This is a genomic window from Aquabacterium sp. (genome assembly GCF_036279675.1).
Taxonomy (GTDB): domain Bacteria; phylum Pseudomonadota; class Gammaproteobacteria; order Burkholderiales; family Burkholderiaceae_C; genus Aquabacterium.
Window position 1 is genome coordinate 1 of record NZ_DASUIS010000019.1, and the last position, 21,099, is coordinate 21,099.

Annotated in this window: 17 protein-coding genes; 7 read left to right on the forward strand and 10 right to left on the reverse strand. The window is 62.8% G+C overall.

From position 1 onward, the window contains the following. Nucleotides 1–701 (reverse strand): glycerophosphodiester phosphodiesterase (ugpQ, locus tag VFW93_RS01720; protein ID WP_329692269.1); only part of this gene is annotated, 701 nt, incomplete at its 3' end. Between the two features lie 235 nt (nt 702–936). On the opposite strand from ugpQ, the gene VFW93_RS01725 reads away from it, so the two are divergent. Both VFW93_RS01725 and VFW93_RS01730 read left to right on the forward strand, forming a co-directional pair. After that, a complete protein-coding gene (locus VFW93_RS01725; RefSeq protein WP_329692270.1) occupies nt 937–4,923 on the forward strand; it encodes an FAD/FMN-binding oxidoreductase in 3,987 nt (1,328 codons plus the stop codon). Nucleotides 4,924–4,925: 2 nt separating this feature from the next. Next, complete coding sequence (locus VFW93_RS01730) at nt 4,926–5,372, forward strand: HIT family protein (protein ID WP_329692271.1); 447 nt, start codon at nt 4,926–4,928, stop codon at nt 5,370–5,372. Nucleotides 5,373–5,375: 3 nt separating this feature from the next. On the opposite strand, the gene VFW93_RS01735 is transcribed toward VFW93_RS01730, so the two are convergent. Further along, nucleotides 5,376–6,029, reverse strand: coding sequence for a TetR/AcrR family transcriptional regulator (locus VFW93_RS01735; protein WP_329692272.1), 654 nt, complete (start codon nt 6,027–6,029; stop codon nt 5,376–5,378). Between the two features lie 134 nt (nt 6,030–6,163). On the opposite strand from VFW93_RS01735, the gene VFW93_RS01740 reads away from it, so the two are divergent. After that, on the forward strand, nt 6,164–7,048 hold the full coding sequence (locus tag VFW93_RS01740) for a metal-dependent hydrolase (RefSeq protein WP_329692273.1): 885 nt from the start codon (nt 6,164–6,166) through the stop codon (nt 7,046–7,048). On the opposite strand, the gene VFW93_RS01745 is transcribed toward VFW93_RS01740, so the two are convergent. The 6 genes from VFW93_RS01745 to VFW93_RS01770 form a co-directional block, all read right to left on the reverse strand. After that, on the reverse strand, nt 7,038–8,561 hold the full coding sequence (locus VFW93_RS01745) for a methyl-accepting chemotaxis protein (RefSeq protein WP_329692274.1): 1,524 nt from the start codon (nt 8,559–8,561) through the stop codon (nt 7,038–7,040). The two genes, VFW93_RS01740 and VFW93_RS01745, sit on opposite strands and share 11 nt — an antisense overlap. A 60-nt stretch (nt 8,562–8,621) precedes the next feature. Beyond that, the gene (locus VFW93_RS01750) at nt 8,622–9,080 is read right to left on the reverse strand and encodes a cache domain-containing protein (protein WP_329692275.1); all 459 of its coding nucleotides are present in this window, start codon (nt 9,078–9,080) and stop codon (nt 8,622–8,624) included. Nucleotides 9,081–9,117: 37 nt separating this feature from the next. Then, nucleotides 9,118–9,594, reverse strand: coding sequence for a chemotaxis protein CheW (locus VFW93_RS01755; protein ID WP_290694078.1), 477 nt, complete (start codon nt 9,592–9,594; stop codon nt 9,118–9,120). A 20-nt stretch (nt 9,595–9,614) separates the two neighbouring features. Continuing rightward, nucleotides 9,615–11,807 (reverse strand): chemotaxis protein CheA, encoded by a 2,193-nt coding sequence (locus VFW93_RS01760; RefSeq protein ID WP_329692276.1) that lies wholly within the window; start codon nt 11,805–11,807, stop codon nt 9,615–9,617. 46 nt (nt 11,808–11,853) lie between these two features. Further along, nucleotides 11,854–12,216 carry a response regulator gene (locus VFW93_RS01765; RefSeq protein WP_290646476.1) on the reverse strand — a complete coding sequence of 121 codons (363 nt, stop codon included), beginning with the start codon at nt 12,214–12,216 and terminating at the stop codon, nt 11,854–11,856. Between the two features lie 95 nt (nt 12,217–12,311). Further along, nucleotides 12,312–12,764, reverse strand: coding sequence for a hypothetical protein (locus VFW93_RS01770; RefSeq protein ID WP_290677390.1), 453 nt, complete (start codon nt 12,762–12,764; stop codon nt 12,312–12,314). Between the two features lie 229 nt (nt 12,765–12,993). Between VFW93_RS01770 and VFW93_RS01775 the strand changes: the two genes are divergently transcribed. Together VFW93_RS01775 and VFW93_RS01780 are read left to right on the forward strand one after the other, a co-directional pair. Further along, complete coding sequence (locus VFW93_RS01775; RefSeq protein ID WP_329692313.1) at nt 12,994–14,190, forward strand: response regulator; 1,197 nt, start codon at nt 12,994–12,996, stop codon at nt 14,188–14,190. A 20-nt stretch (nt 14,191–14,210) separates the two neighbouring features. Further along, entirely contained in the window at nt 14,211–14,840 is a 630-nt protein-coding gene (locus VFW93_RS01780; protein ID WP_290677384.1) for a response regulator, read from the forward strand. A gap of 33 nt (nt 14,841–14,873) precedes the next feature. Here the strand turns inward: VFW93_RS01780 and VFW93_RS01785 are convergent, their stop codons facing one another. After that, nucleotides 14,874–17,360 carry a UvrD-helicase domain-containing protein gene (locus VFW93_RS01785; RefSeq protein ID WP_329692277.1) on the reverse strand — a complete coding sequence of 829 codons (2,487 nt, stop codon included), beginning with the start codon at nt 17,358–17,360 and terminating at the stop codon, nt 14,874–14,876. An 85-nt stretch (nt 17,361–17,445) separates the two neighbouring features. Here VFW93_RS01785 and VFW93_RS01790 point away from each other — a divergent pair, with 85 nt between their 5' ends. Together VFW93_RS01790 and VFW93_RS01795 are read left to right on the forward strand one after the other, a co-directional pair. Next, on the forward strand, nt 17,446–18,687 hold the full coding sequence (locus VFW93_RS01790) for a YjgN family protein (protein ID WP_329692278.1): 1,242 nt from the start codon (nt 17,446–17,448) through the stop codon (nt 18,685–18,687). A gap of 2 nt (nt 18,688–18,689) precedes the next feature. Beyond that, complete coding sequence (locus tag VFW93_RS01795; RefSeq protein ID WP_329692279.1) at nt 18,690–19,751, forward strand: M48 family metallopeptidase; 1,062 nt, start codon at nt 18,690–18,692, stop codon at nt 19,749–19,751. 32 nt (nt 19,752–19,783) lie between these two features. Here VFW93_RS01795 and VFW93_RS01800 read toward each other — a convergent pair whose 3' ends face one another. Continuing rightward, entirely contained in the window at nt 19,784–21,043 is a 1,260-nt protein-coding gene (locus VFW93_RS01800; protein WP_414639560.1) for an NAD(P)H-dependent flavin oxidoreductase, read from the reverse strand. Nucleotides 21,044–21,099: the final 56 nt, after the last annotated feature.

Here is a 21,099-nt window from a genome sequence, read left to right on the forward strand (position 1 = left end):
AGCCACAAGGTGCTGGCGCGAGACGCGTCATTGACCGTGTAGGTCAGCACCTTCAGGCCACCCGCATGGCCGGCCGCAATCCGCTCTTCGTCCAGCTGCGTCTGGTTGACCACCAGCGCCTGGCAGCCCAGAACGAGCGCCGTGTCCACGGCATCGCGGTTCCACTTGTCCAGCAGGAGCGCGCGGGGCAACTCGGGCTGAGCCTCTTGCGCAGCCCTCAGCGCCTCGACGCTGAACGAGCTCAACAAGGGTTTGATTTGCGACTGGGACCACAAACGGGCCACATGTTGTGCAACCACCCGGCCCGTGCGCACCTCTTCACCCGGCGTGGGCTTGATCTCCAGATTGACCATCAGCCCCAGCGCCTGCAGCCAGCGCGCCAGGGACTCCAGCCTCAGCAAAGGCTCGCCTGCATAAGTACGGCCATGCCAGCTGCCGGCATCCAGGCGCGACAGGGCATCCCACTTCTGAACGCCCGCCACGCCCTGGCCATTGGTGGTGCGATCCAGTTCGGCATCGTGCAAGAGGAAGGGCTCCCCGTCGGCGCTGAGCTTGACGTCGCACTCGAACATGGCAAATCCGTGCTCTGCGCCCAGACGGAAGGCCGCCATGGTGTTTTCGGGGGCGAGCTTGCCTGCACCCCGGTGAGCAATCCAGCAGGGATATGGCCAGAAAACGGCTTTGGTTCCGGTATTGGTCATGGCGAACTCGACTTCTGAGTATTCTGAACTGGTGGTCAGAATACCGATTTGAGATGAGCCTAAACGAAGCCAGAAGACCCTGTCGGTTGCCCTTTTCTGCCCGAGGGCATGACCTGCTGCGTTAACATCTCGCCTCAGGCGCGAAAACCACCCTCCCCGCAGTGCCTGGGCGTTGACCATCAACCCCAGGCGAATTGCTCTTTGTTGAACCGGTTTGTTCGCGTCTGGCGCCCTCATGAACGCACCCATCGAGTTGACCCACATGACCGCCCAGGCCGCCGAAGCACACGGCGACGGCCAGCCCCGCCTGCGCGAGATCCCCTATAACTACACCTCCTTTTCGGACCGTGAAATCGTTCTGCGTCTGCTGGGCCAGCGTGCCTGGGAGGTGCTGAGCCTGCTGCGTACCGAGCGCCAGACCGGCCGCTCCGCCCGCATGCTCTACGAAGTGCTGGGTGACATCTGGGTCGTGCAGCGCAACCCTTATCTGCAGGACGACCTGCTGGACAACCCCAAGCGCCGCGGCCAGTTGATCGACGCCCTGCATCACCGCCTGGGTGAGGTCGACAAGCGACGCACGCCTGGTAATGACAGCTCGCGCGACACCCTGGTCGGCGAACTGCTGAACGCCGCCCGTGGCGCGATCGACCGCTTCGCCAAAACCTTCGAGCACATGGGCGAGTTGCGTGAGCGCACCAACAAGGTCCTGCGCAAGGTCACCCGCCACGACAACATCAAGTTCGATGGCCTCAGCCGCGTCTCGCACGTGACGGACGCCACCGACTGGCGCGTCGAATACCCCTTCGTCGTGCTGACGCCGGACACCGAAGAAGAAATGGCCGCCCTGGTCAAGGGCTGCGTCGAACTAGGTCTGACCATCATCCCGCGTGGGGGTGGCACCGGCTACACCGGCGGCGCCGTGCCACTGACCTGGAAGAGCGCGGTGATCAACACCGAAAAGCTCGAACAGATGACCGAAGTCGAGATGGTGACCCTGCCCGGCGTGAGCAAGCCCGTGGCCACCATCTGGACAGGCGCTGGCGTGGTGACGCAACGCGTGGCCGATGCGGCCGAGCGTGGCGGCTTCGTGTTCGCCGTGGACCCGACCTCGGCTGAAGCCTCGTGCGTGGGTGGCAACATCGCCATGAACGCCGGCGGCAAGAAGGCCGTGCTGTGGGGCACCGCGCTGGACAACCTCGCCTCGTGGCGCATGGTCACGCCAGATGCCGAATGGCTGGAGGTGGTTCGCCTCAACCACAACCTGGGCAAGATCCATGATGTGGAGACGGCCAGCTTCGAGCTGAAGTACTTCCAGGCCGATGGCAAGACCCCGATCCGCACCGAGCGCCTGGATATCCCTGGCCGCGTCTTCCGCAAGGAAGGCTTAGGGAAAGACGTCACCGACAAGTTCCTCGCTGGCCTGCCCGGCATCCAGAAGGAAGGCTGCGACGGCCTGATCACCAGCGCCCGCTGGGTCGTGCACCGCATGCCCAAGCACGTGCGCACCGTGTGCCTGGAGTTCTTCGGCAACCCCACCGAGGGCGTGCCATCGATCGTCGAGATCAAGGACTTCATGTTCGAGGAGATGAAGCAGGCTGGCGGTGCCATCCTGGCAGGCCTCGAGCACCTGGACGACCGCTATCTGCGCGCCGTCGGCTACGCCACCAAGAGCAAGCGAGGCACCCTGCCCAAGATGGTGCTCGTGGGTGACATCGTCGGGGACGACGAAGACCGCGTGGCCCGCGCCACCAGCGAAGTCATCCGCCTGGCCAATGGCCGCTCGGGTGAAGGCTTCGTGGCCGTGAGCGCCGATGCCCGCAAGAAGTTCTGGGCCGACCGCAAGCGCACCGCCGCGATTGCCAAGCACACCAACGCCTTCAAGGTGAACGAAGACGTGGTGATTCCGCTGCCTCGCATGGGCGAGTACACGCTGGGCATCGAGCGCATCAACATCGAGCTGAGCCTGCGCAACAAGCTGGCCATTGCCGACGCGCTGACCGCCTTCGTGCAAGGCGGCAACCTGCCCATGGGCAAGGTTGAAGACGCCGAGGAGCTGCCCAGCCCCGAGCAGCTCGCCGAGAAGGTGGCCGCCGCGCTGGCGCAACTCAACACGGTGCGCACCCGCTGGCAGTTCCTGTACGACCACATCGACAGCCCCTTGTCACAAGTGGGCGATCAACTGGTCGCACTGGGCTATGAACAGCATCGCAACGGCACCTACACACCTGCCGATGGCGACACCGTGTTCAACCTGCTGCAGACGTGGTCCATCCGCGCCAGCTGGAAGCGCGAGATCCGCGATGAACTCGCCAAGATCTTCAACGGCGCTGCGCTGAGCACCATCGTCGACGAACTCAAGCGCATCCACAAGCAGGTGCTGCGTGGCCGCGTGTGGGTGGCCCTGCACATGCACGCCGGCGACGGCAATGTGCACACCAACCTGCCCGTCAACAGCGACAACTACGAGATGCTGCAGACGGCGCACGAAGCCGTGGGCCGCATCATGAAGCTGGCCCGCTCGCTCGATGGCGTGATCTCTGGCGAACACGGCATCGGCATCACCAAGCTCGAATTCCTGACGGAAGCCGAGATGGCCAACTTCACCGCCTACAAGCAGAAGGTGGACCCCGAAGGCCGCTTCAACAAGGGCAAGCTGCTGCGCGGCGCCGCCCTGAAGGCCCTGGGCGATGACGTGCATGCCGCCGACCTGACCGAGGCCTACACGCCGTCGTTCGGCCTGATGGGGCATGAGTCGCTGATCATGCAGCAGTCGGACATCGGCGACATCGCCACCTCCGTCAAGGACTGCCTGCGCTGCGGCAAGTGCAAACCGGTGTGCGCCACCCACGTGCCGCGCGCCAACCTGCTCTACAGCCCGCGCAACAAGATCCTGGCTACCTCGCTGCTGGTCGAAGCCTTCCTGTACGAAGAGCAGACGCGCCGCGGCGTGTCCATCAAGCACTGGGAAGAGTTCGAGGACGTGGCCGACCACTGCACGGTCTGCCACAAGTGCCTGACGCCCTGCCCGGTCAAGATCGACTTCGGCGATGTGTCGATGGCCATGCGCAACCTGTTGAACAAACTGGGCAAGAAGAGCTTCCGCCCGGCCGGTGCAGCGGGCATGGCCATGCTCAACACCAACAACCCGCAGACGATCAAGCTGATCCGCACAGCCCTGGTCGATGTGGCCATGCCGCTGCAACGCGTGGCGCATGACGTGATGAAGGTGGTAGCACGCAAGCAGACCGATGCGCCGCCCGCCTCGGTGGGCAAGGCCCCGTTGAAGCAGGAGATCATCCACTTCATCAACAAGAAGATGCCGGGCGGCCTGCCCAAGAAGACCGCCCGCGCCCTGCTGGACATCGAGGACAAGGACTACGTCCCCATCATCCGCAACCCCAAGGGCACCACTGCCGATACCGAGGCGGTGTTCTACTTCCCGGGTTGCGGCTCGGAGCGCCTGTTCTCGCAAGTGGGCCTGGCCACGCAGGCCATGCTGTGGCATGCCGGCGTGCAGACCGTGCTGCCACCGGGCTACCTGTGCTGCGGCTATCCGCAACGTGGTGCCGGCCAGTTCGACAAGGCCGAGAAAATGATCACCGACAACCGGGTGCTGTTCCACCGTGTGGCCAACACGCTGAACTACCTGGACATCAAGACGGTGGTCGTGTCCTGCGGTACCTGCTATGACCAGTTGCAGGGTTACCAGTTCGACAAGATCTTCCCGGGCTGCCGCATCATCGACATCCACGAATACCTGCTCGAGAAGGGCATCACGCTGAGCAACAGCAAGGGTGCCTTCCTGTACCACGACCCCTGCCACACGCCCATGAAGCTGCAGGATCCGATGAAGACCGTCAAGGCCCTGGTGGGCGATGGTGTCATCAAGTCCGACCGCTGCTGCGGCGAAGCCGGCACCCTGGCCGTCAACCGTCCGGATATCTCCACGCAGATCCGCTTCCGCAAGGAAGAAGAGATCCGCAAGGGTGAAGCTGAACTGCGCGGCAAGGGTCTGATCGGCGAGAAGGAAGACGTCAAGATCCTGACATCCTGCCCGGCCTGCCTGCAAGGCCTGAGCCGCTACGGTGAAGACACGGCCAACGGTTTGCTGGAAGCCGACTACATCGTGGTCGAGATGGCTCGCCAGATCCTGGGCGAAAACTGGATGCCGGAGTACGTGGCCAAGGCCAACAACGGTGGCATCGAACGCGTTCTGGTCTGAGTATGGGACAACTCGATACATCGCGCGTCGTGGGATGCGAACTGTGCGTGCAGGATGGGGGCGTCCTCATCGTGCGCACGGACAAGTTGCGCGTGATCCGCGCCATCGATGCGGATCACCCTGCCTTCTACCGCGTCATCTGGAATGACCACGTCGCCGAATGGACCGACTTGGTGCCGGAAGACCGCAGCCACATCATGCAGGCGGTGGCCAAGGTCGAGACCGTGCTGCGCGAGGCGCTGTCGCCCGCCAAGATCAACCTGGCGTCGCTGGGCAATGTGGTGCCACACCTGCACTGGCACGTGATCGCCCGCTATGACTGGGATGCGCGCTGGCCTGCGCCGGTATGGGCCCCCATGCAGCGTGAGGTAGACGACGCCGCCGGGCGTCTGGCCATGCCACTGGAGCAGCTCGACGCGCTGGTGGCCAGCGCCCTCAAGGCGCGCTGACGTTCACTCAGACTTCGTATCCGTGACGCCCGACGCGCCTCCCTGCCGTCGGGCCAACTGCCGCTCCATGCGCACGTAGTGGCTCACCATGTGAGCCAGCCCGTCCACGAGCTCATCGTAGGTGATGGGCTGATTCGGATCCGACATGTGACGGATCACGGTGAACATCCCCGCGTTGACGAAGATATAGCTCATGGCCGCAAAGCGCTGCATGCCCGCGTACTGCGGGTTATGCAGCAGGAACTGCACGATGATGTCACCCAATGAGCGCGACACATCGGTCAGATCGAAGCGCACATCGGCATTGAACACCTCTCGCGCGTACTTCAGGTAACGCTGATCGTCCCGCAGCAGCAGGGCCTGCACGTCGTAGAGGATGGTCGGGATGGCCTGCGTCAGTGGCAGGCGCACGATGCGCGGCGTCAAGGGCTGCAGGACACCGATCAGATCCCGCACGAAGCGATCCCGCATGGCCTCGTAGATCGCTTCCTTGTTCTTGAAATACTCGTACAGCGAACCGACGCTGACGCCTGCGATATCGGCGATGTGCGTGGTGGTCGTGCCCGCCAGGCCATGGCGCCCCAGGCTGATGTAGCCCGCGTCCAGGATGGCTTCGACGGTGGACTTGGCGCGCTGCTGTCGGGGAATGCGTTGCATGGGCGATGGGCCTGTGGCCGGCGTTCACGGACTCAGAAGATCCGAATTGAATCCGAATAAACATTCGGAACAAACTGGCACTGATTATCGTGCACGTCAAGCAAACGTGCCACCTTCAGTACGGAGACGCCAACATGTCAGAAGCCACCGCAGCACGTTCCCTCACCGGCGCCCAGGTGGGCATCCCGCCCCGCCACATCGACTTCAAGTTCTCACGCAACGCAGACCGCTACTTCTTCTACGACAACAACCCGCTGGCCAGCCTGTTGTTCGTGGTGTTTTCCGGCGCCTTCCCGCCGGGTGAGCGCTTCTTCATGGAGTCGGTCAGGCACTTCCGTGACCAGATCCAGGATCCCGTTCTGAAGGCCCAGGTGTCGGGCTTCATGGGCCAGGAAGCCCTGCACAGCCGCGAGCACGGTCGGCTCAATGAACTGTTCCGCGAGCGTGGCCAGGACGTGGATCTGGCTGAACGCTATGTGCGTTTCGGCCTGCGCCAGCTGGAACGCTTCTCACCGCGCCTGCAACTGGCCTGCACCACGATGATGGAGCACTTCACCGCTCACCTGGCCGAAGAGTGGCTCACCAACAAGGCGCTGACCGAATCGTCCGATCCGGAGATGCTCAAGCTCTGGTACTGGCATGCGCTGGAAGAGCTGGAGCACAAGTCTGTGGCCTATGACGTATTCGAGCTGATTGGCGGCACCCAGAAGGAGCGCAAACAGGCCGGCTGGCTGGTGGGCCTTTTCGTGATGCCGGCCGTGGTGGCCGCCTGGCTGCGCCTGCTGATCAAGGAGGGGCACTTGTTCAACCGCGCAGAAAACCGTCGCGGCTACCGGGCGCTGTTCGGGCGTGGTGCGCTCATCAGCAATGTGCTGCGCCACATGCCCAAGTTCTGGCGGCGAAAGTTTCACCCGCGGCAACAGCAGACCCAGGCACTGGAAGACGCCTGGCGCGCCCGCCTGTTCGGCCCGGAGGGCGATCTGATCGACGTCTACCGCAACCCGAAGGCTACAGCCTGAACTTGCCCACGACCTCGGTCAGCGTCTGAGCCTGCGCCTTCAGGCTCTCGGCCGCAGCGGCCGACTCTTCGACCAACGCGGCGTTCTGCTGCGTCATCCGATCCAGGTGCGTCACGGCCGCATTGATCTGGCCAATGCCGTGCGACTCCTGCTCGGCAGCCTGCGTGATCTCGCTGATGATCTGCGTCACGCGCTCCACACCGGCCACGATGTCATGCATGGAAGCCCCGGCTTCCTGCACCAGCTTCGTGCCCACCTCTACCCGCTCGGTCGACGAGTTGATCAGGGACTTGATCTCCCGCGCGGCATCTGCGCTGCGTTTGGCCAGCGAGCGCACCTCGCCCGCCACCACGGCAAACCCACGCCCTTGCTCGCCAGCCCGCGCCGCTTCCACCGCGGCATTCAAAGCCAGGATGTTGGTCTGAAACGCGATGCCATCGATCACGCTGATGATCTCGTTGATCTTGCGTGAGGCGATATCGATGTCCGCCATGTTGGACACCACCTGCCCCATGACATCGCCACCACGTTTGGCCGCATCCGAAGCGGAGTGCACCAGGCTGTTGGCCGTGCGGGCGGATTCCACCGTGTGCCGCACCGTGCCCGTCAACTGCTCCATGGACGAGGCGGTCTCCTGCAGGCTGGAGGCGGTGTTCTCTGTCCGGTTGCTCAAGTCCTGGTTGCCGGCCGCGATCTCGGACGATGATTGCCCGATGGAGGTCGCCGCCGACTGCACCGTCATGATCGACGACGACAACTCGCGCACCATGCGCCCCAGCGCATCCAGCAACTGCCCCACTTCGTCGTTGCGCAGGCTCTGGATCTTCTGATCGAAGTGACCTTTGGCGACCTCTTCCGCCGCATGCGCGGCCAGGTGGATATCGCGGATGATGCGTCCCTGCGTCCGCCACGCGTAAGCGAACGCGCCACCTGCACCGACCAGGCACAACAAGGCAATCAGCAAGATCTGCCTGGAGGCGCTGGCCTCCATGGCCTGGGCATCCTGGTTCGAGCGCTCCTGCACCTTGCCCACCAGCACCCCCAGTTGCGCGATCATTTTCTTGTATTGCTCATCGGTGGCCTGCATGGCGGCCACGCCGGTATTGGGATCCACACCGGCCATGTCCACGGCCATGTCGGCCGATTTCACGTAGTCCTGCGACAGCTTCTCGAACACCTTGGCCGCATCCGACTGGCGATCGTCCTCTGACAACAGTTGAATCACCACCTGGCGCGCCTGAGACACCCGCTCAGGGATGCTGGCCCGAATCTGTTTGACCTTGTCATCGTCCAGTGAGGACATGATCGCCATGGACCGGTACAGCATCACATGAACGTCCGCCAGCTTCTCCTGCGCACCGGTGATGGCCACCTGCTCATGGGTGCTGTCGTCGTGAGACTGATGGATGCGCTGCTGGAACGACGTCATCACCAGGACAAAACCCAGCAAGGCCAAAAACAAGACCGCACAGGCCACGGCCGGTGCGGTCAACAACTGGGTGCGCAATTTCATGCGTTCACTCCTGAAAAGCAACTGGCGCTCGTGAGGAGCGCCAGACTTCAAGAAAACTGCTTACTTGTAAATACCACCACAAACCACGGTGTCATCCAGCTTCTCGCAATACATGCTTTTGGGCTCGATCTTCTTGGTTTCGGGGTTGGTGAACTTGTAGTCCTGCCAGAAGGTGCCGTGTGTCTTGGCCAGATCGACACGCTCTTTCACAAAGGCCTTGCCGTCGATGTCTTTCAGATCGATCAGATTCTTGCCAATCATTTTGGCGTTGGCGCCATGGGCCTTGACCGTACCGTCCAGCTGGTAGACGGTCAGGTACAGATCCTGGTGATGCCAGGTCGCATTGCCCTTGTCGCTGATCTCGGCGTAAGTCTTGTCCGCACCGCCCGACTTGATCGCGGCCACGCCCTTCTTGACCATGGCCACGGCGTCTTCCTTGGTGGCACCGCCATCGGCAGCCACCGCCATGCCCGTCAGCACGGACAAGGACAGCACAACAGCACACTTGAGTTTGTTCATATCCATCTCCTGCATTCGGGTTGAAAAAGGCAAACGATCAGTCGACCAGCCCCATGTCCTGGCTCATCAACATGCTCTCGATGTCCAGCAGGATGACCATGCGTTCACCCACTTGTGCCAGACCACGGATATAGGTGGCCTCGATGGCCGATGTCATTTCGGGGGCCGGGCGCATGGCCTCGGCGGGGATTTCCATCACATCGCTGACCGAGTCCACCACCACGCCGATCGTGCGTTGACCGATGTGCAGGATGATCGACACGGTGAAGGCGTTGTACTCCGCAGAGGAGCAACCAAAACGCATACGCAGGTCGACAATAGGGACAATCGTGCCGCGCAGGTTGACCACACCCTTGAGGAAGTGCGGTGCATTGGCGATGCGCGTGGGGTTTTCATAGCCACGGATTTCCTGCACCTTCAGGATGTCGATGCCGTACTCTTCATCGCCCAGGCGGAAGGTCAGGTACTCGCGTGCCAGATCGGCCTGCACGTCCAGTTTTTCCATCATGCCCATTGCATGGTCTCCTGTGTAACTCAGTGACGCGAGCGACGCACGAGGCTGCCCACATCCAGAATCAAGGCCACACGACCATCACCCATGATGGTGGCGCCCGATACATCGTTGACTTTGCGGTAGTTGGTCTCGAGGTTCTTGACCACCACCTGCTGTTGGCCCAGCAGCTCGTCGACCAGCAGGGCCACACGGCCGCTTTCTGCTTCGACCACCACCATGATCCCGCTGTTGTGCTCCCAGTCGAAACGGGGCACCTGGAAGACCTTCTCCAGCTCGATCACCGGCATGTACTCGTCTCGTACTTCCACCACGCGGCCCGAGCCGCCGATGGTCTTGACCATCTCCTGGCTGACCTGGAAGGACTCGACCACCGACGACAGCGGCAGGATGTAGACCTCTTCGCCCACACCCACGCTCATGCCGTCCATGATGGCCAGCGTCAGTGGCAGGCGAACCGCCACGCGCATGCCGTAGCCTTCGGCGGAATCGATTTCCACCGTGCCGCCCAGCGAGGTGATGTTCTTCTTGACCACGTCCATGCCGACACCGCGGCCAGACACGTCGGTCACCACGTCGGCTGTCGAGAAGCCGGGGGCAAAGATCAGGTTCCAGACTTCGGAATCGGTCAGGCTGTCGGGTGCATCAATGCCCTTCTCACGGGCCTTGCGCAACAGCTTCTCGCGAGACAGGCCACGACCATCGTCGCGCACTTCGATCACGATGGAACCGCCTTGATGCGAAGCCGCCAGCGTGATGGTGCCGACTTCAGGCTTGCCGTTGGCAATGCGGTCTGCAGGCATTTCGACGCCATGGTCGCAGGAGTTGCGCACCAGATGAGTCAGCGGGTCGGTGATCTTCTCGACCAGGCCCTTGTCCAGTTCGGTGGCTTCACCCTGAGTGACCAGTTCGACCTTCTTGCCCAGCTTGTTGGCCAGGTCGCGCAGCATGCGGGGGAAGCGGCTGAACACCGTCGACATCGGAATCATCCGGATCGACATCACGGCTTCCTGCAGGTCGCGGGTATTGCGATCCAGATCGGTCAGGCCCGTCACCAGTTGCTGGTAGACCACGGGGTCCAGACCACGGCTATTCTGCGCCAGCATGGCTTGCGTGATCACCAGTTCGCCCACCAGGTTGATGAGCTGGTCGACCTTTTCGACCGACACACGAATCGTGGAGGCTTCCAGGGCCGCAGCGGGCTTCTCTGCCTTGGGTGCAGCGGGCTTGGCGGCCACGGCAGCGGGCTTGGCCTGCTGGGGTTCGGCAGCGGCCGCTGCAGCGGGTTTGCCAGAGGGGGCGCCTGGGGCATCGTCGAAGAAACCGTAGCCCTTTGGAGGCTCCGGCGCAGCAGGCTCTGCCGGCTTGGCTGCCGCCTCGATGGGCTCGAAGAAGCCATAGCCGGGATCCTTGGCCGGCGCAGCAGCGGCGGGCGCAGCGGCATCGCCGTAAGCCACGAAGGCCACTTGTTCACGTGCCACATGGAAGGTGAACAAGTCCATCAGATCGGATTCTGCCGAGGCCGTGTCCACCTTGAAGCGGCGCACATTCGCCAGAGAGGGATCATCGGGCAGCGGTTCGATGGTGCCCAGATCCGTGATTTCCTTGAACAGGTCCACCAGGTTGTCGGCCTGAGACATGTCGGTCAGCGGGCCAACACGCAGCTCGACGATGCGCTTGCCGGTGGTCGGCACGGCACCACCAGCCGAAGCGGCCGGTGCAGCTGCGGGCGCAGCAGGCGCTTCGGCCTTCACGACGGGTGCGGCAGCAGGGGCGCTGGCCACAGCAGGGGGCGCCTCGCCAGCCACCATGGCGCGGATGTTGAACAGCAACTCGGTGGTGTCGACCTCTTCGCCGCCGGAGCCTTGATGGCGGCCCAGCATGGCCTTGAGCGCATCACCCGATTGCAGCAGCACGTCCACCATCGGGGGCGTGGGCACCAGCTCGTGACGGCGCAGCTTGTCCAGCAACGTCTCCATCTGGTGGGTCAGCTCGGCCACATCGCTGAAGCCGAAAGTCGCGGCACCACCCTTGATCGAGTGAGCGCAGCGGAAGATGGCGTTCATCTCCTCGTCGTCAGCCGCCTCGATGTCCAGCTCCAGCAGGAGCTGCTCCATGTTTTCGAGGTTCTCGCCGGCTTCTTCGAAGAAGACTTGATAGAACTGGCTCAGGTCAATGCCTGCTGCCGAGCTGTTGTCAGTGCTTGTTTCTGCCATCTCTGACTCCTGGAATTCGTCGTGACGCTGAAGGTGTCAGCGTGACTTAGCGGATGACCTTTTGAATCACTTCGATCAGCTTGTTGGGATCGAAGGGTTTCACCAGCCAGCCAGTGGCACCGGCGGCACGACCCGCCTGCTTCATCTGGTCGCTCGACTCGGTGGTCAGCATGAGGATGGGGGTGGTCTTGAACTGAGCGGTTTCACGCAGCTTCTTGGTCAGGCTGATGCCGTCCATGCGGGGCATGTTCTGATCGGTCAGCACCAGATCGAAACTGCGACCTTGCGCCTTCTCGTAGGCATCCTGGCCGTCAACCGCTTCGACGACGTTGTAGCCAGCGCTCTTGAGCGTGAAGGAAACCATTTGACGCATGGATGCAGAATCGTCGACGGCAAGAATCGAGTGCATGTCGCTCTCCGGTGCTTAGTGAAGGCTTGTTAGCAGGCTGAAAGGGGTAAACCAGTCAATAGGCGGACGGTATTTCGGCTGGTGGGACGGCTTCTTTAGAACAACTCGACCGAACCGGCGTCCACCTCGTCCTGGGTGACCGGGTTCGGTTTCATGGGGGCTTCGTCCACAATCGCTGCGCCATCGGGATCGTCGTCACCGAGGGCATCCCGGGCGATCTGATCGGCACAATTTCGCAGGCGTTTGTTCGTGTGGGCGATCAACTGGGTCGCCATGTCCTGGAACTGCAAGGCCGTCACGGTCTTGTACAGCGTCTGTCGGACAGCTTGAAGATGGGGCGTGACCTCGTGACCCAGGTCGATGACCTCGCCCAGCTGCCCTGCCGTGCCGTGAAACCCGTCCATGAGGACCACACAGGCATCGTCCAGGAGGCGTTGCAGGCGCTCCAGGTCGTTGGACGCGGTCATCAAATGGTCTTGCAGCTCGGCTGCAAGCAACAGAGGCATCTCGGGAGGCGGGGAAGCGACGGATTCGTCGTCGTAGCTCATCTTGGCTCCACTCAACCAGGTTTCAAAAGTGGCCGCCTTTGACCAGACGGCTTGGCACAAGGACCATTTCGGCCAAATCCGGGTGATCCTTAATACCGATATCAATAAGATCACACGGCTTTGCCGGTTGTTAGAATTTTTCGCATTTCCGGGCGTCAGGTGTTCACAATGACACGGGAAAACTTGGCGCAAATCGCCAGATCAAAGGAGCGACGAGCCTGTGTCCGACATGCCCCCCAACCCGGAACCGACCTTTGCCGGCAACCAAACCATGGCCCCCGTGAAGCTGCGCGTCCTGCATCTGGAAGACAATGACGAAGACCATGCACTGGTCGCCGTCCATCTGCGCCGTGGTGGCATTAACGCCGACATCGTCCGGGTGGAGAACGAAGCGGCCCTGATCGAGGCCCTGGATCAGGAGTGGGATCTGATCCTGTCCGACTACAACCTGCCCGGCTATTCCGGCCTGGCGGCGCTGGACAAGGTTCGCTCGATGGGCAAACTGGTGCCCTTCATTCTGGTCTCGGGCGAAATCGGCGAAGACATCGCCGTGCAGGCCATGCGCAATGGCGCCAACGACTACTTGCTCAAGAGCAACCTGGCCCGCCTGGCCCCCGCGGCCTTGCTGGCGATCGAGGCCAACCGCACCCGCATCGCCAAGCAGCGCGCCGACCACGCCTTGAGCCGATCACGCCAGCAACTGCGCGAGCTCGCTCAGCACTTGCAGACCAGCATCGAGCAGGAGCGTGCCGCCATCGCGCGTGAAATCCACGACGATGTGGGTGGTGCGCTGACGGCTGTCAAGTTCGATCTGGCCTGGATCGCCCGGCATGCCGGCTCGCCGGAAATCGCCGAGCGCGTGCAGCAGGCGCTGGAGTCCGTCGGCCACGCCCACGAGGCCAGCCAGCGCATCATGCACAACCTGCGCCCCGCCATCCTGGAGCAAGGCCTCGTGGCGGCACTGCAGTGGATGAGTGACCGGTTTGCCAAACGCACAGGCCTCCAGGTGGCCTTCCGCACCAGCCACGAAAAGCTTCAGCTCGCACCTGGCGTGCCGCTGGTGGCCTACCGTTTTGCTCAGGAAGCGCTCACCAATGTCTCCAAACACGCACAGGCCAGCAAAGTCAGCGTCGATCTGACACAGGCGGGTGGCGTCTTGTCCATCGAAGTGACTGACAATGGCAGAGGCTTGAGCGCGGAAGATCTGGCCAAGGCCCGGTCCTTTGGTATCCGTGGCCTGCATGAGCGGGCCGAGACGGTAGGCGGCTGGGTTGACATCAGCAGCAACCCTGACGGCACCACCTTGATCCTGTCCGTGCCGCTCTCCGGCCCCGAGAATGGTTTCATTGACCGTCTCCTGCCCGATCTGGACAACCTCGGTGCGGGCAACGAGACTGACCCGGACGACCCCACTGTTTGGGGCTGAGCGATCACCCACGCCCGACCATGATCAAAGTCATTCTTTGCGACGACCACGCCCTGATCCGACGCGGCATCCGCGACACGCTGGCTGATGCGCCGGACATCGATGTCGTGGGCGAGGCTGCCGATTACGGCGAGCTGCGCACCTTGTTGCGTGACAAGAGCTGTGACGTGCTGGTGCTGGACATCAACCTGCCCGGTCGCAGTGGCCTGGACGTGCTGCATGTGCTCAAGGAAGAAGGCAGCACATTGAAGGTGCTGGTCGTGTCCATGTACCCCGAAGACCAGTACGCCATGCGTGCGCTCAAGGCAGGCGCCTCCGGCTACCTGAACAAGGGCAGTGACGCGGCGCAGATCGTGGCGGCCGTACGGACCGTGTCGCAAGGCAAGAAGTACGTCACACCGGAGATGGCACAGATGCTGGTTGACAACCTGACCACGCCGGCTCAGGAAGACGCGCATCAGAAGCTGTCCGACCGCGAGCTGCAGACCCTGGTGATGATCGCTTCAGGCAAGCGCCTGTCCGACATCGCCGAGCAATTGCTGCTCAGCCCCAAGACCGTGAGCGTGTACCGCGCCCGCGTGCTGGAAAAACTGGGCCTGACCAATAATTCGGAATTGACGGTTTACGCCATTCGCAACGGTCTGGTGTAAGCCGTTTGCCGGGGCGACTCACCCCGACTGCCCTTACTCGATCGGCGTGAGCTTGGCCACGCTCAGCATCAACCACTTGGTGCCGTGTCGGCCGAAGTTCACCTGCACGCGCGCATCCGGGCCACTGCCTTCCACCGTGAGCACCACACCCTCGCCAAACTTGTTGTGAAAGACGCTCTGGCCCGCTCGGAAGCCCCCTTCCGTCTTGGCTTGCGCCATCTTGCTGGGCAGGGGGGCCGTCAGATCCTTGAAATCGTCTTCCTTCTTCGCGCCATAGGGCTGGCCGCCATAACCGCCGCGGCTGCCGCCGCCGTAGCCGCCTGAACCTTGATTCGAGCGATAAGGCTGGGCGCCTGCGCCCACCATCGAGCCCATGCCCTTGCCACTGGACCAGGCATCGTTGTACGACTTGGCAAAGCCCGAGCCAAAGCCCTGATTGCGCGGCGTGAGCCACTTCAAAGCCCCCTCGGGCAACTCATCGAGGAAACGGCTCTTGATGTTGTAGCGCGTCTGGCCGTGCAACATGCGCGTCTGGCTGAAGCTGATGTGCAGGCGCTGGCGCGCACGCGTGATCGCCACGTACATCAGGCGACGTTCTTCTTCCAGGCCCTCCGTCGTGTTCAGCGAGTTCTCATGCGGGAACAAGCCTTCTTCCAGGCCGCTGAGGAACACGTTGTTGAACTCCAGGCCCTTGGCCGCGTGAATGGTCATCAACTGCACGGCGTCCTGCCCGGCCTGCGCCTGGTTGTCGCCTGCCTCCAGGGAGGCATGCGTCAGGAAGGCCAGCAGGGGCGAGATGATCTCGCCGGTCTCTGCATCGGGCAGCGTGTCGACGCGGGCCACCGCCGCCGGCAGCCCTTCCGACAAGGTGCCCGCGGGCTCGTCCACAGGCAGCGCCACGGCATCCTTGCCGAAGCCTTCCTGGGTCACGAAGGCCTCCGCCGCGTTGACCAGTTCGCCCAGGTTTTCCAGCCGTTCCTGGCCTTCCTTCTCGTTGCGATAGAAATCGGCCAGGCCGGATGCTTCCACCACATGCTCGATGATCTGGCGCAGCGTGAGGCCCCTCGTGGCTTCACGCATGGCATCGATCAAGGCCACGAAGCCCTGCAGGTTGGCACCCGTCTTGCCAGGCACAGCGGTCACGCTCTGGCTCAGGCTGCGTGCCGACGAGCGGGCCGCGTCCTGCAGCAACTCCACGCTGCGTGCCCCGATGCCTCTGGCCGGGAAGTTCACCACGCGCAGGAAGCTGGTGTCGTCGTTCGGGTTCTCAAGCAGGCGCAAGTAGGCCAGCGCATGCTTCACTTCCGCGCGCTCGAAGAAGCGCAAGCCCCCATACACCTTGTAGGGCACGCCAGCATTGAACAAGGCCGACTCGATCACCCGTGACTGCGCATTGCTGCGATACAGCACCGCCACCTCATGCAAGGGCTGCCCCTCGCGCTTGAACTGGCGCGCCTCGTCCACCACCCAGGCCGCTTCGGCAAAGTCGCTGCTGGCCTCGTAGATGCGGATGGGCTCGCCCTGCCCGGCATCGGTACGCAGGTTCTTGCCCAGGCGTTTGCTGTTCTGGGCAATCAGCGTGTTGGCCGCATCCAGGATGTGCCCGAAGCTGCGGTAGTTCTGCTCCAGCTTGATCACGCGCGGCACGCGGAACTCACGCTCGAAATCAGCCATGTTGCCCACCTGGGCACCACGGAAGGCATAGATGCTCTGGTCATCATCGCCGACTGCAAACACGCTGTTGCCGGTCACGGCGGGGTTGCCCGCAAACATCTTGAGCCACAGGTACTGCAGGTTGTTCGTGTCCTGGAACTCGTCCACCAGGATGTGCTTGAAGCGGCGCTGGTAGTGCTCGCGCACCTCGGGGTGATCGCGCATGATTTCGTAGGTGCGCAGCATCAACTCGGCAAAGTCGACCACGCCCTCGCGCTGGCACTGGTCTTCATAAGCCTGATAGACGGCCAACTGCATGCGACCGAGTTCATCGCGTGGCTGGATGTCCTTGGGGCGCAGGCCGGCGTCCTTCGCGTTGGCGATGAAGTAGCTCGTCTGCTTGGGGATGCACTTTTCTTCGTCGAACTTCAGCGCCTTGATGATGCGCTTGACGGCCGACAACTGATCCTGTGTATCCAGAATCTGAAACGCCTGCGGCAGGCCCGCCACCTTGGCGTGCGCACGCAAAAAGCGGTTGCACAGCCCGTGGAAGGTGCCAATCCACATTGCTCGGGTATTGAGCGGCAGCATGGCCGACAGACGCGCCTGCATTTCCTTGGCGGCCTTGTTGGTGAAGGTCACGGCCATGATGCCTGCGGGCGACACCTGCCCTGTCTGCAGCAACCAGGCAATGCGGGTGGTCAGCACCCGCGTCTTGCCCGAACCTGCCCCGGCCAGGATCAGGGCGGGCCCCGGGGGGGCGGTCACTGCCGCCAATTGCTCCGGATTGAGCCCCACCAGCATGGGGGAGTTGCCCACGGGGGGCGGTTCAGGGAACAATTCAGTGGTGTCAGTGCGCTCATTCATTCAAAAATTGTAGGCGCGCTTGATCAACGGCGAGTCCGATCCCCCTCAAAGGACGAGCCGACGACCATAAAAAACAGGGAAATACATGCATCAGACCAGTCCGTCAGCCCCGCAGGCCGGTGGCATGACTGCTTCGCCATTGATCACACACAACGCTGGCGAGCCCCCTTTGCCTCTCGTACCCCACCCGGTGAGCCTGCACACCATCCGTTTCACCGGTTCTGGCAGCGAGTATTTCCGCATCTGGATCGTCAATCTGTTGCTGATGCTGGTCACGCTGGGCCTCTATTACCCCTGGGCCAAGGTCCGCAAGCTGCAGTATTTCTATGGCAACACGGTGGTGATCGGCCATCCCCTGGCCTTTCATGGCAACCCGAAACAGATGCTGCGCGGCTTCCTGCTGGTCAGCCTGCTGATGGTGCTGTATGCCGTGGCTGGCAAGGTCTCCCCTGAGGCGGGCTCCGTGGCTGCGCTGATCCTGGCTGCCATCTGGCCGGCCTTGATGCGCGCGTCGCTGCAATTCCGACTGGCGCAGACCAGTTGGCGAGGGCTGCGCTTTCATTTCACCGGCTCGCTCAAGGACGCCTACATGGTGTTCCTCAAGCCCATTCTGGTCAGCATCGGTGTGGGCTTGCTGAGCGTGATCCTGGCGGTGATGTTGCCGCGCGCGCTCACTGGCGTCATCCTCGGTCTGGTGATGGTGGTGGGGCTGGCCTGCCTGGGGCCCTACATGCTGTGGCGCCTCAAGCAGTACCAGCACCAGCATTACGCTTTGGGGCAACTGCAGACCAGTTTCAAAGCCAGGTTTGGTGATGTGCTGCGCATCTTTCTGAAAACCGGCCTGCTGACCGTGGCGGCCCTGATCGGCATCGGCGTGATCGTGGCCGTGCTGGCCGCCACCATGGGTGTCAGCCTGGCGGGCCAACGTCCCGACGCGCGCACTCTGATGTCCTGGGGCAACGTGATCGTGGGCGTGGTGGCCGTGTCCTACCTGTTGATCACGCAGGTCATACAAGGGCCCTACTTCAGCTCCCGCCTGCAAAACCTGATCTGGACACAAACCGGCAACCGGCTGGTGCGTTTCAAGAGCCACCTGGGCTGGGGTCACATGGCGCGCCTGTCCTTGCAGAACTGGCTGTTGATCGTGCTGACGCTGGGCCTGTACTGGCCTTTCGCCGCCGTGGCACTGGCCCGCGCCAGATTGCAGGCCATCGTGATCCACACCAGGCAGGATCCCGATCTGCTGCTGGCACAAGCCAGTCGCAACACATCCGATGCAACGGGGGATCTCGCCGCAGACCTGATGGGCATCGACGTCGGGCTGTGACCATGTCCGCTTCCGACAACCCACTCCTGGTGGACTACTTCGATGGTCTGTCCACGCGCGCACATCGGGTCAGCATGCGCATACACGAGGGCATGCTGCAACTCACAGGCCCGGACCTGTTCAGACAGGTCGCACTCAACAAGGTGCAGTGGTCCGAGCGCACACGCCATGGCACCCGCTGCGCCCATTTTGTCGATGGTGGCCTGGTGCAGTCGCTCGACAACAACCATTGGGATGACTGGCTGAAGACCCAGCAGTTGGGCGAGCCACTGGTCGTGCGTGCGCAGCAAAGCTGGCGCTGGACGGCCCTGGCCACCTGTGTGCTCTTGCTGGTGGCCGTGCTGGGATACTGGTGGGGGCTGCCCATGGCGGCGCGCGCCCTGACCCCGCTGGTACCGGCGTCCGTGGATCGGGAGCTCGGGCAGCGCACCTTGCAGGCCATGGACGAAAAATGGCTGCATCCCAGCCAGCTGGACGAGGCGGTGCAGGCACGCTGGCGACAGAAGTTCGACGAAGCCACCCGCCAGGATCACAGCCTGTCGCCGCAGGACACCGGCCATCCCTACCCGGCCATCCAGCTCCACTTTCGGCACGCCAGCATCGGCCCCAATGCCTTCGCTCTGCCCGACGGCAGCATCGTGATCACCGACGAGCTCATGACCTTGCTGCAAGACCGGGAGGATGTGCTGCTGGGCATCCTCGGGCACGAAATGGGCCACGTGAGGCTGCGACATGGTCTGCGCTCGCTGATCCAGACCGGCCTGCTGGGTGTGGTCAGCAGCGTGGCCTTTGGTGACTTCAGTACCTGGCTGGCCGGCGCACCGGCCTTGATGGGGCACCTGGCCTATTCACGCGAGCTGGAACGCGAGGCCGATGACATCGCCATCGCCTTCATGCGCCACAATCAGATCAAGCCATCGGTGATGGCGGTGTTCTTTCAGCGGCTGAAGGCTGGTCGACCATCAGGCGAGGAACTGGGCATTGCCTTCAGCAGCCACCCCGCAGATGACGAGCGCATCGCGCGCTTCATGGCAGCCGACCTGGGTGACCCAGCCGCCCCCTGAACGCATCAGACTCAGGGCCTGCCCAAGCCGCATCAGGCCGCCGCAGCCAGTGCCATGGCTTCCTCACGGGTCAGCAAGCGCTCCATCAGTTCACGCACGCTGCGGATCTGACTGCCAAAAGGCAAGGCGCCTGTGCCGCGGAAGAACAAGCCCTTCTTGATATCGCCCCGCATGGCCGCAGCCAGCTGGTTGTCGATGCAGAACTGCCCCCAGCCCGGCAAGCCATCACGCAGCCCGCATTGCGCCAGGCAATCGAACGCCTTGGTGCAACGCTTCTTGGCGTGGGTCACCGCCTGCAGCCTGGACTCGATCTTCAAATAGGCCTTGAGCCAGGGGGTGGCCACCGCGCGGGCCGGCAAGCCTGCCACGCTGGTGAACTCCACCATGTCCTCGTCACGGGCCTCGGCCAGCACACGCTTGAACTCCGGGTGCGCGTCACCTTCCGTCGTGACCGCGAAGGGCGTACCCAACTGCACACCTGCAGCGCCCAGGTCCTGCACACGCTGAATGTCTTCACGAGTGCGGATGCCGCCCGCGGCAATCAAGGGGATGTCTTTCTCGATCCCGGCCGAGCGCATGAAGGCCAGCACTTCCGGAATCACACGCTCGAAGTCAAAACGTGGGTCATTCAGATCGGCGATCTTTGCCGCGCCCAGGTGACCACCCGCCAGACGTGGATGCTCGATCACGATGGCATCAGGCAGACGCTTCTTGCGCTCCCACTTCTTGATGATCAGCTGCACGCCACGTGAATCAGACAGGATCGGGATGAGCAAGGCCTTGGGATGATCCTGGGCCAGATCCGGCAGATCCAGGGGCAGGCCTGCGCCCACCACCACGGCATCGATGCCAGCCTCCAGCGAGCGCTTCACATAGCCGGCGTAATCACTCACGGCGCGCATCACGTTCATGGCGAGCAGGCCGCGTCCATCAGACAGCTTGCGTGCAGCCTTGACCTCGCGCTCGACCGCTTCCAGATTCGCCTTGTTGATCTCGTCGCGTGTGGCGTCGTCCTGCCCCACGCGCGATGACCAGCCTTGCGTGCGTGCCATCAGGTCAGGGTGATGGCGACGGATGTCCACGCAGGAGATGGTGCCCATGCCTCCCATGGCCGCCACACTGCCCGCCAGCCGATGGGCCGACACGCCAATGCCCATGCCACCTTGAACGATGGGCAGAAGGTCACGCCCACCCAGCTTCATGCTCTTGAGCCCGCTGTCCCCCAGCTTGCAGGCCAGGGCGGCATCAATGTGCGCGGAAGGAGTGGCAGCGTGATCGAGCGTCTCTTGCATCATGGGCATCGTTCAAAATGGAATGGCCCAGAAGGTAACGGCCTCACGCGCCCACG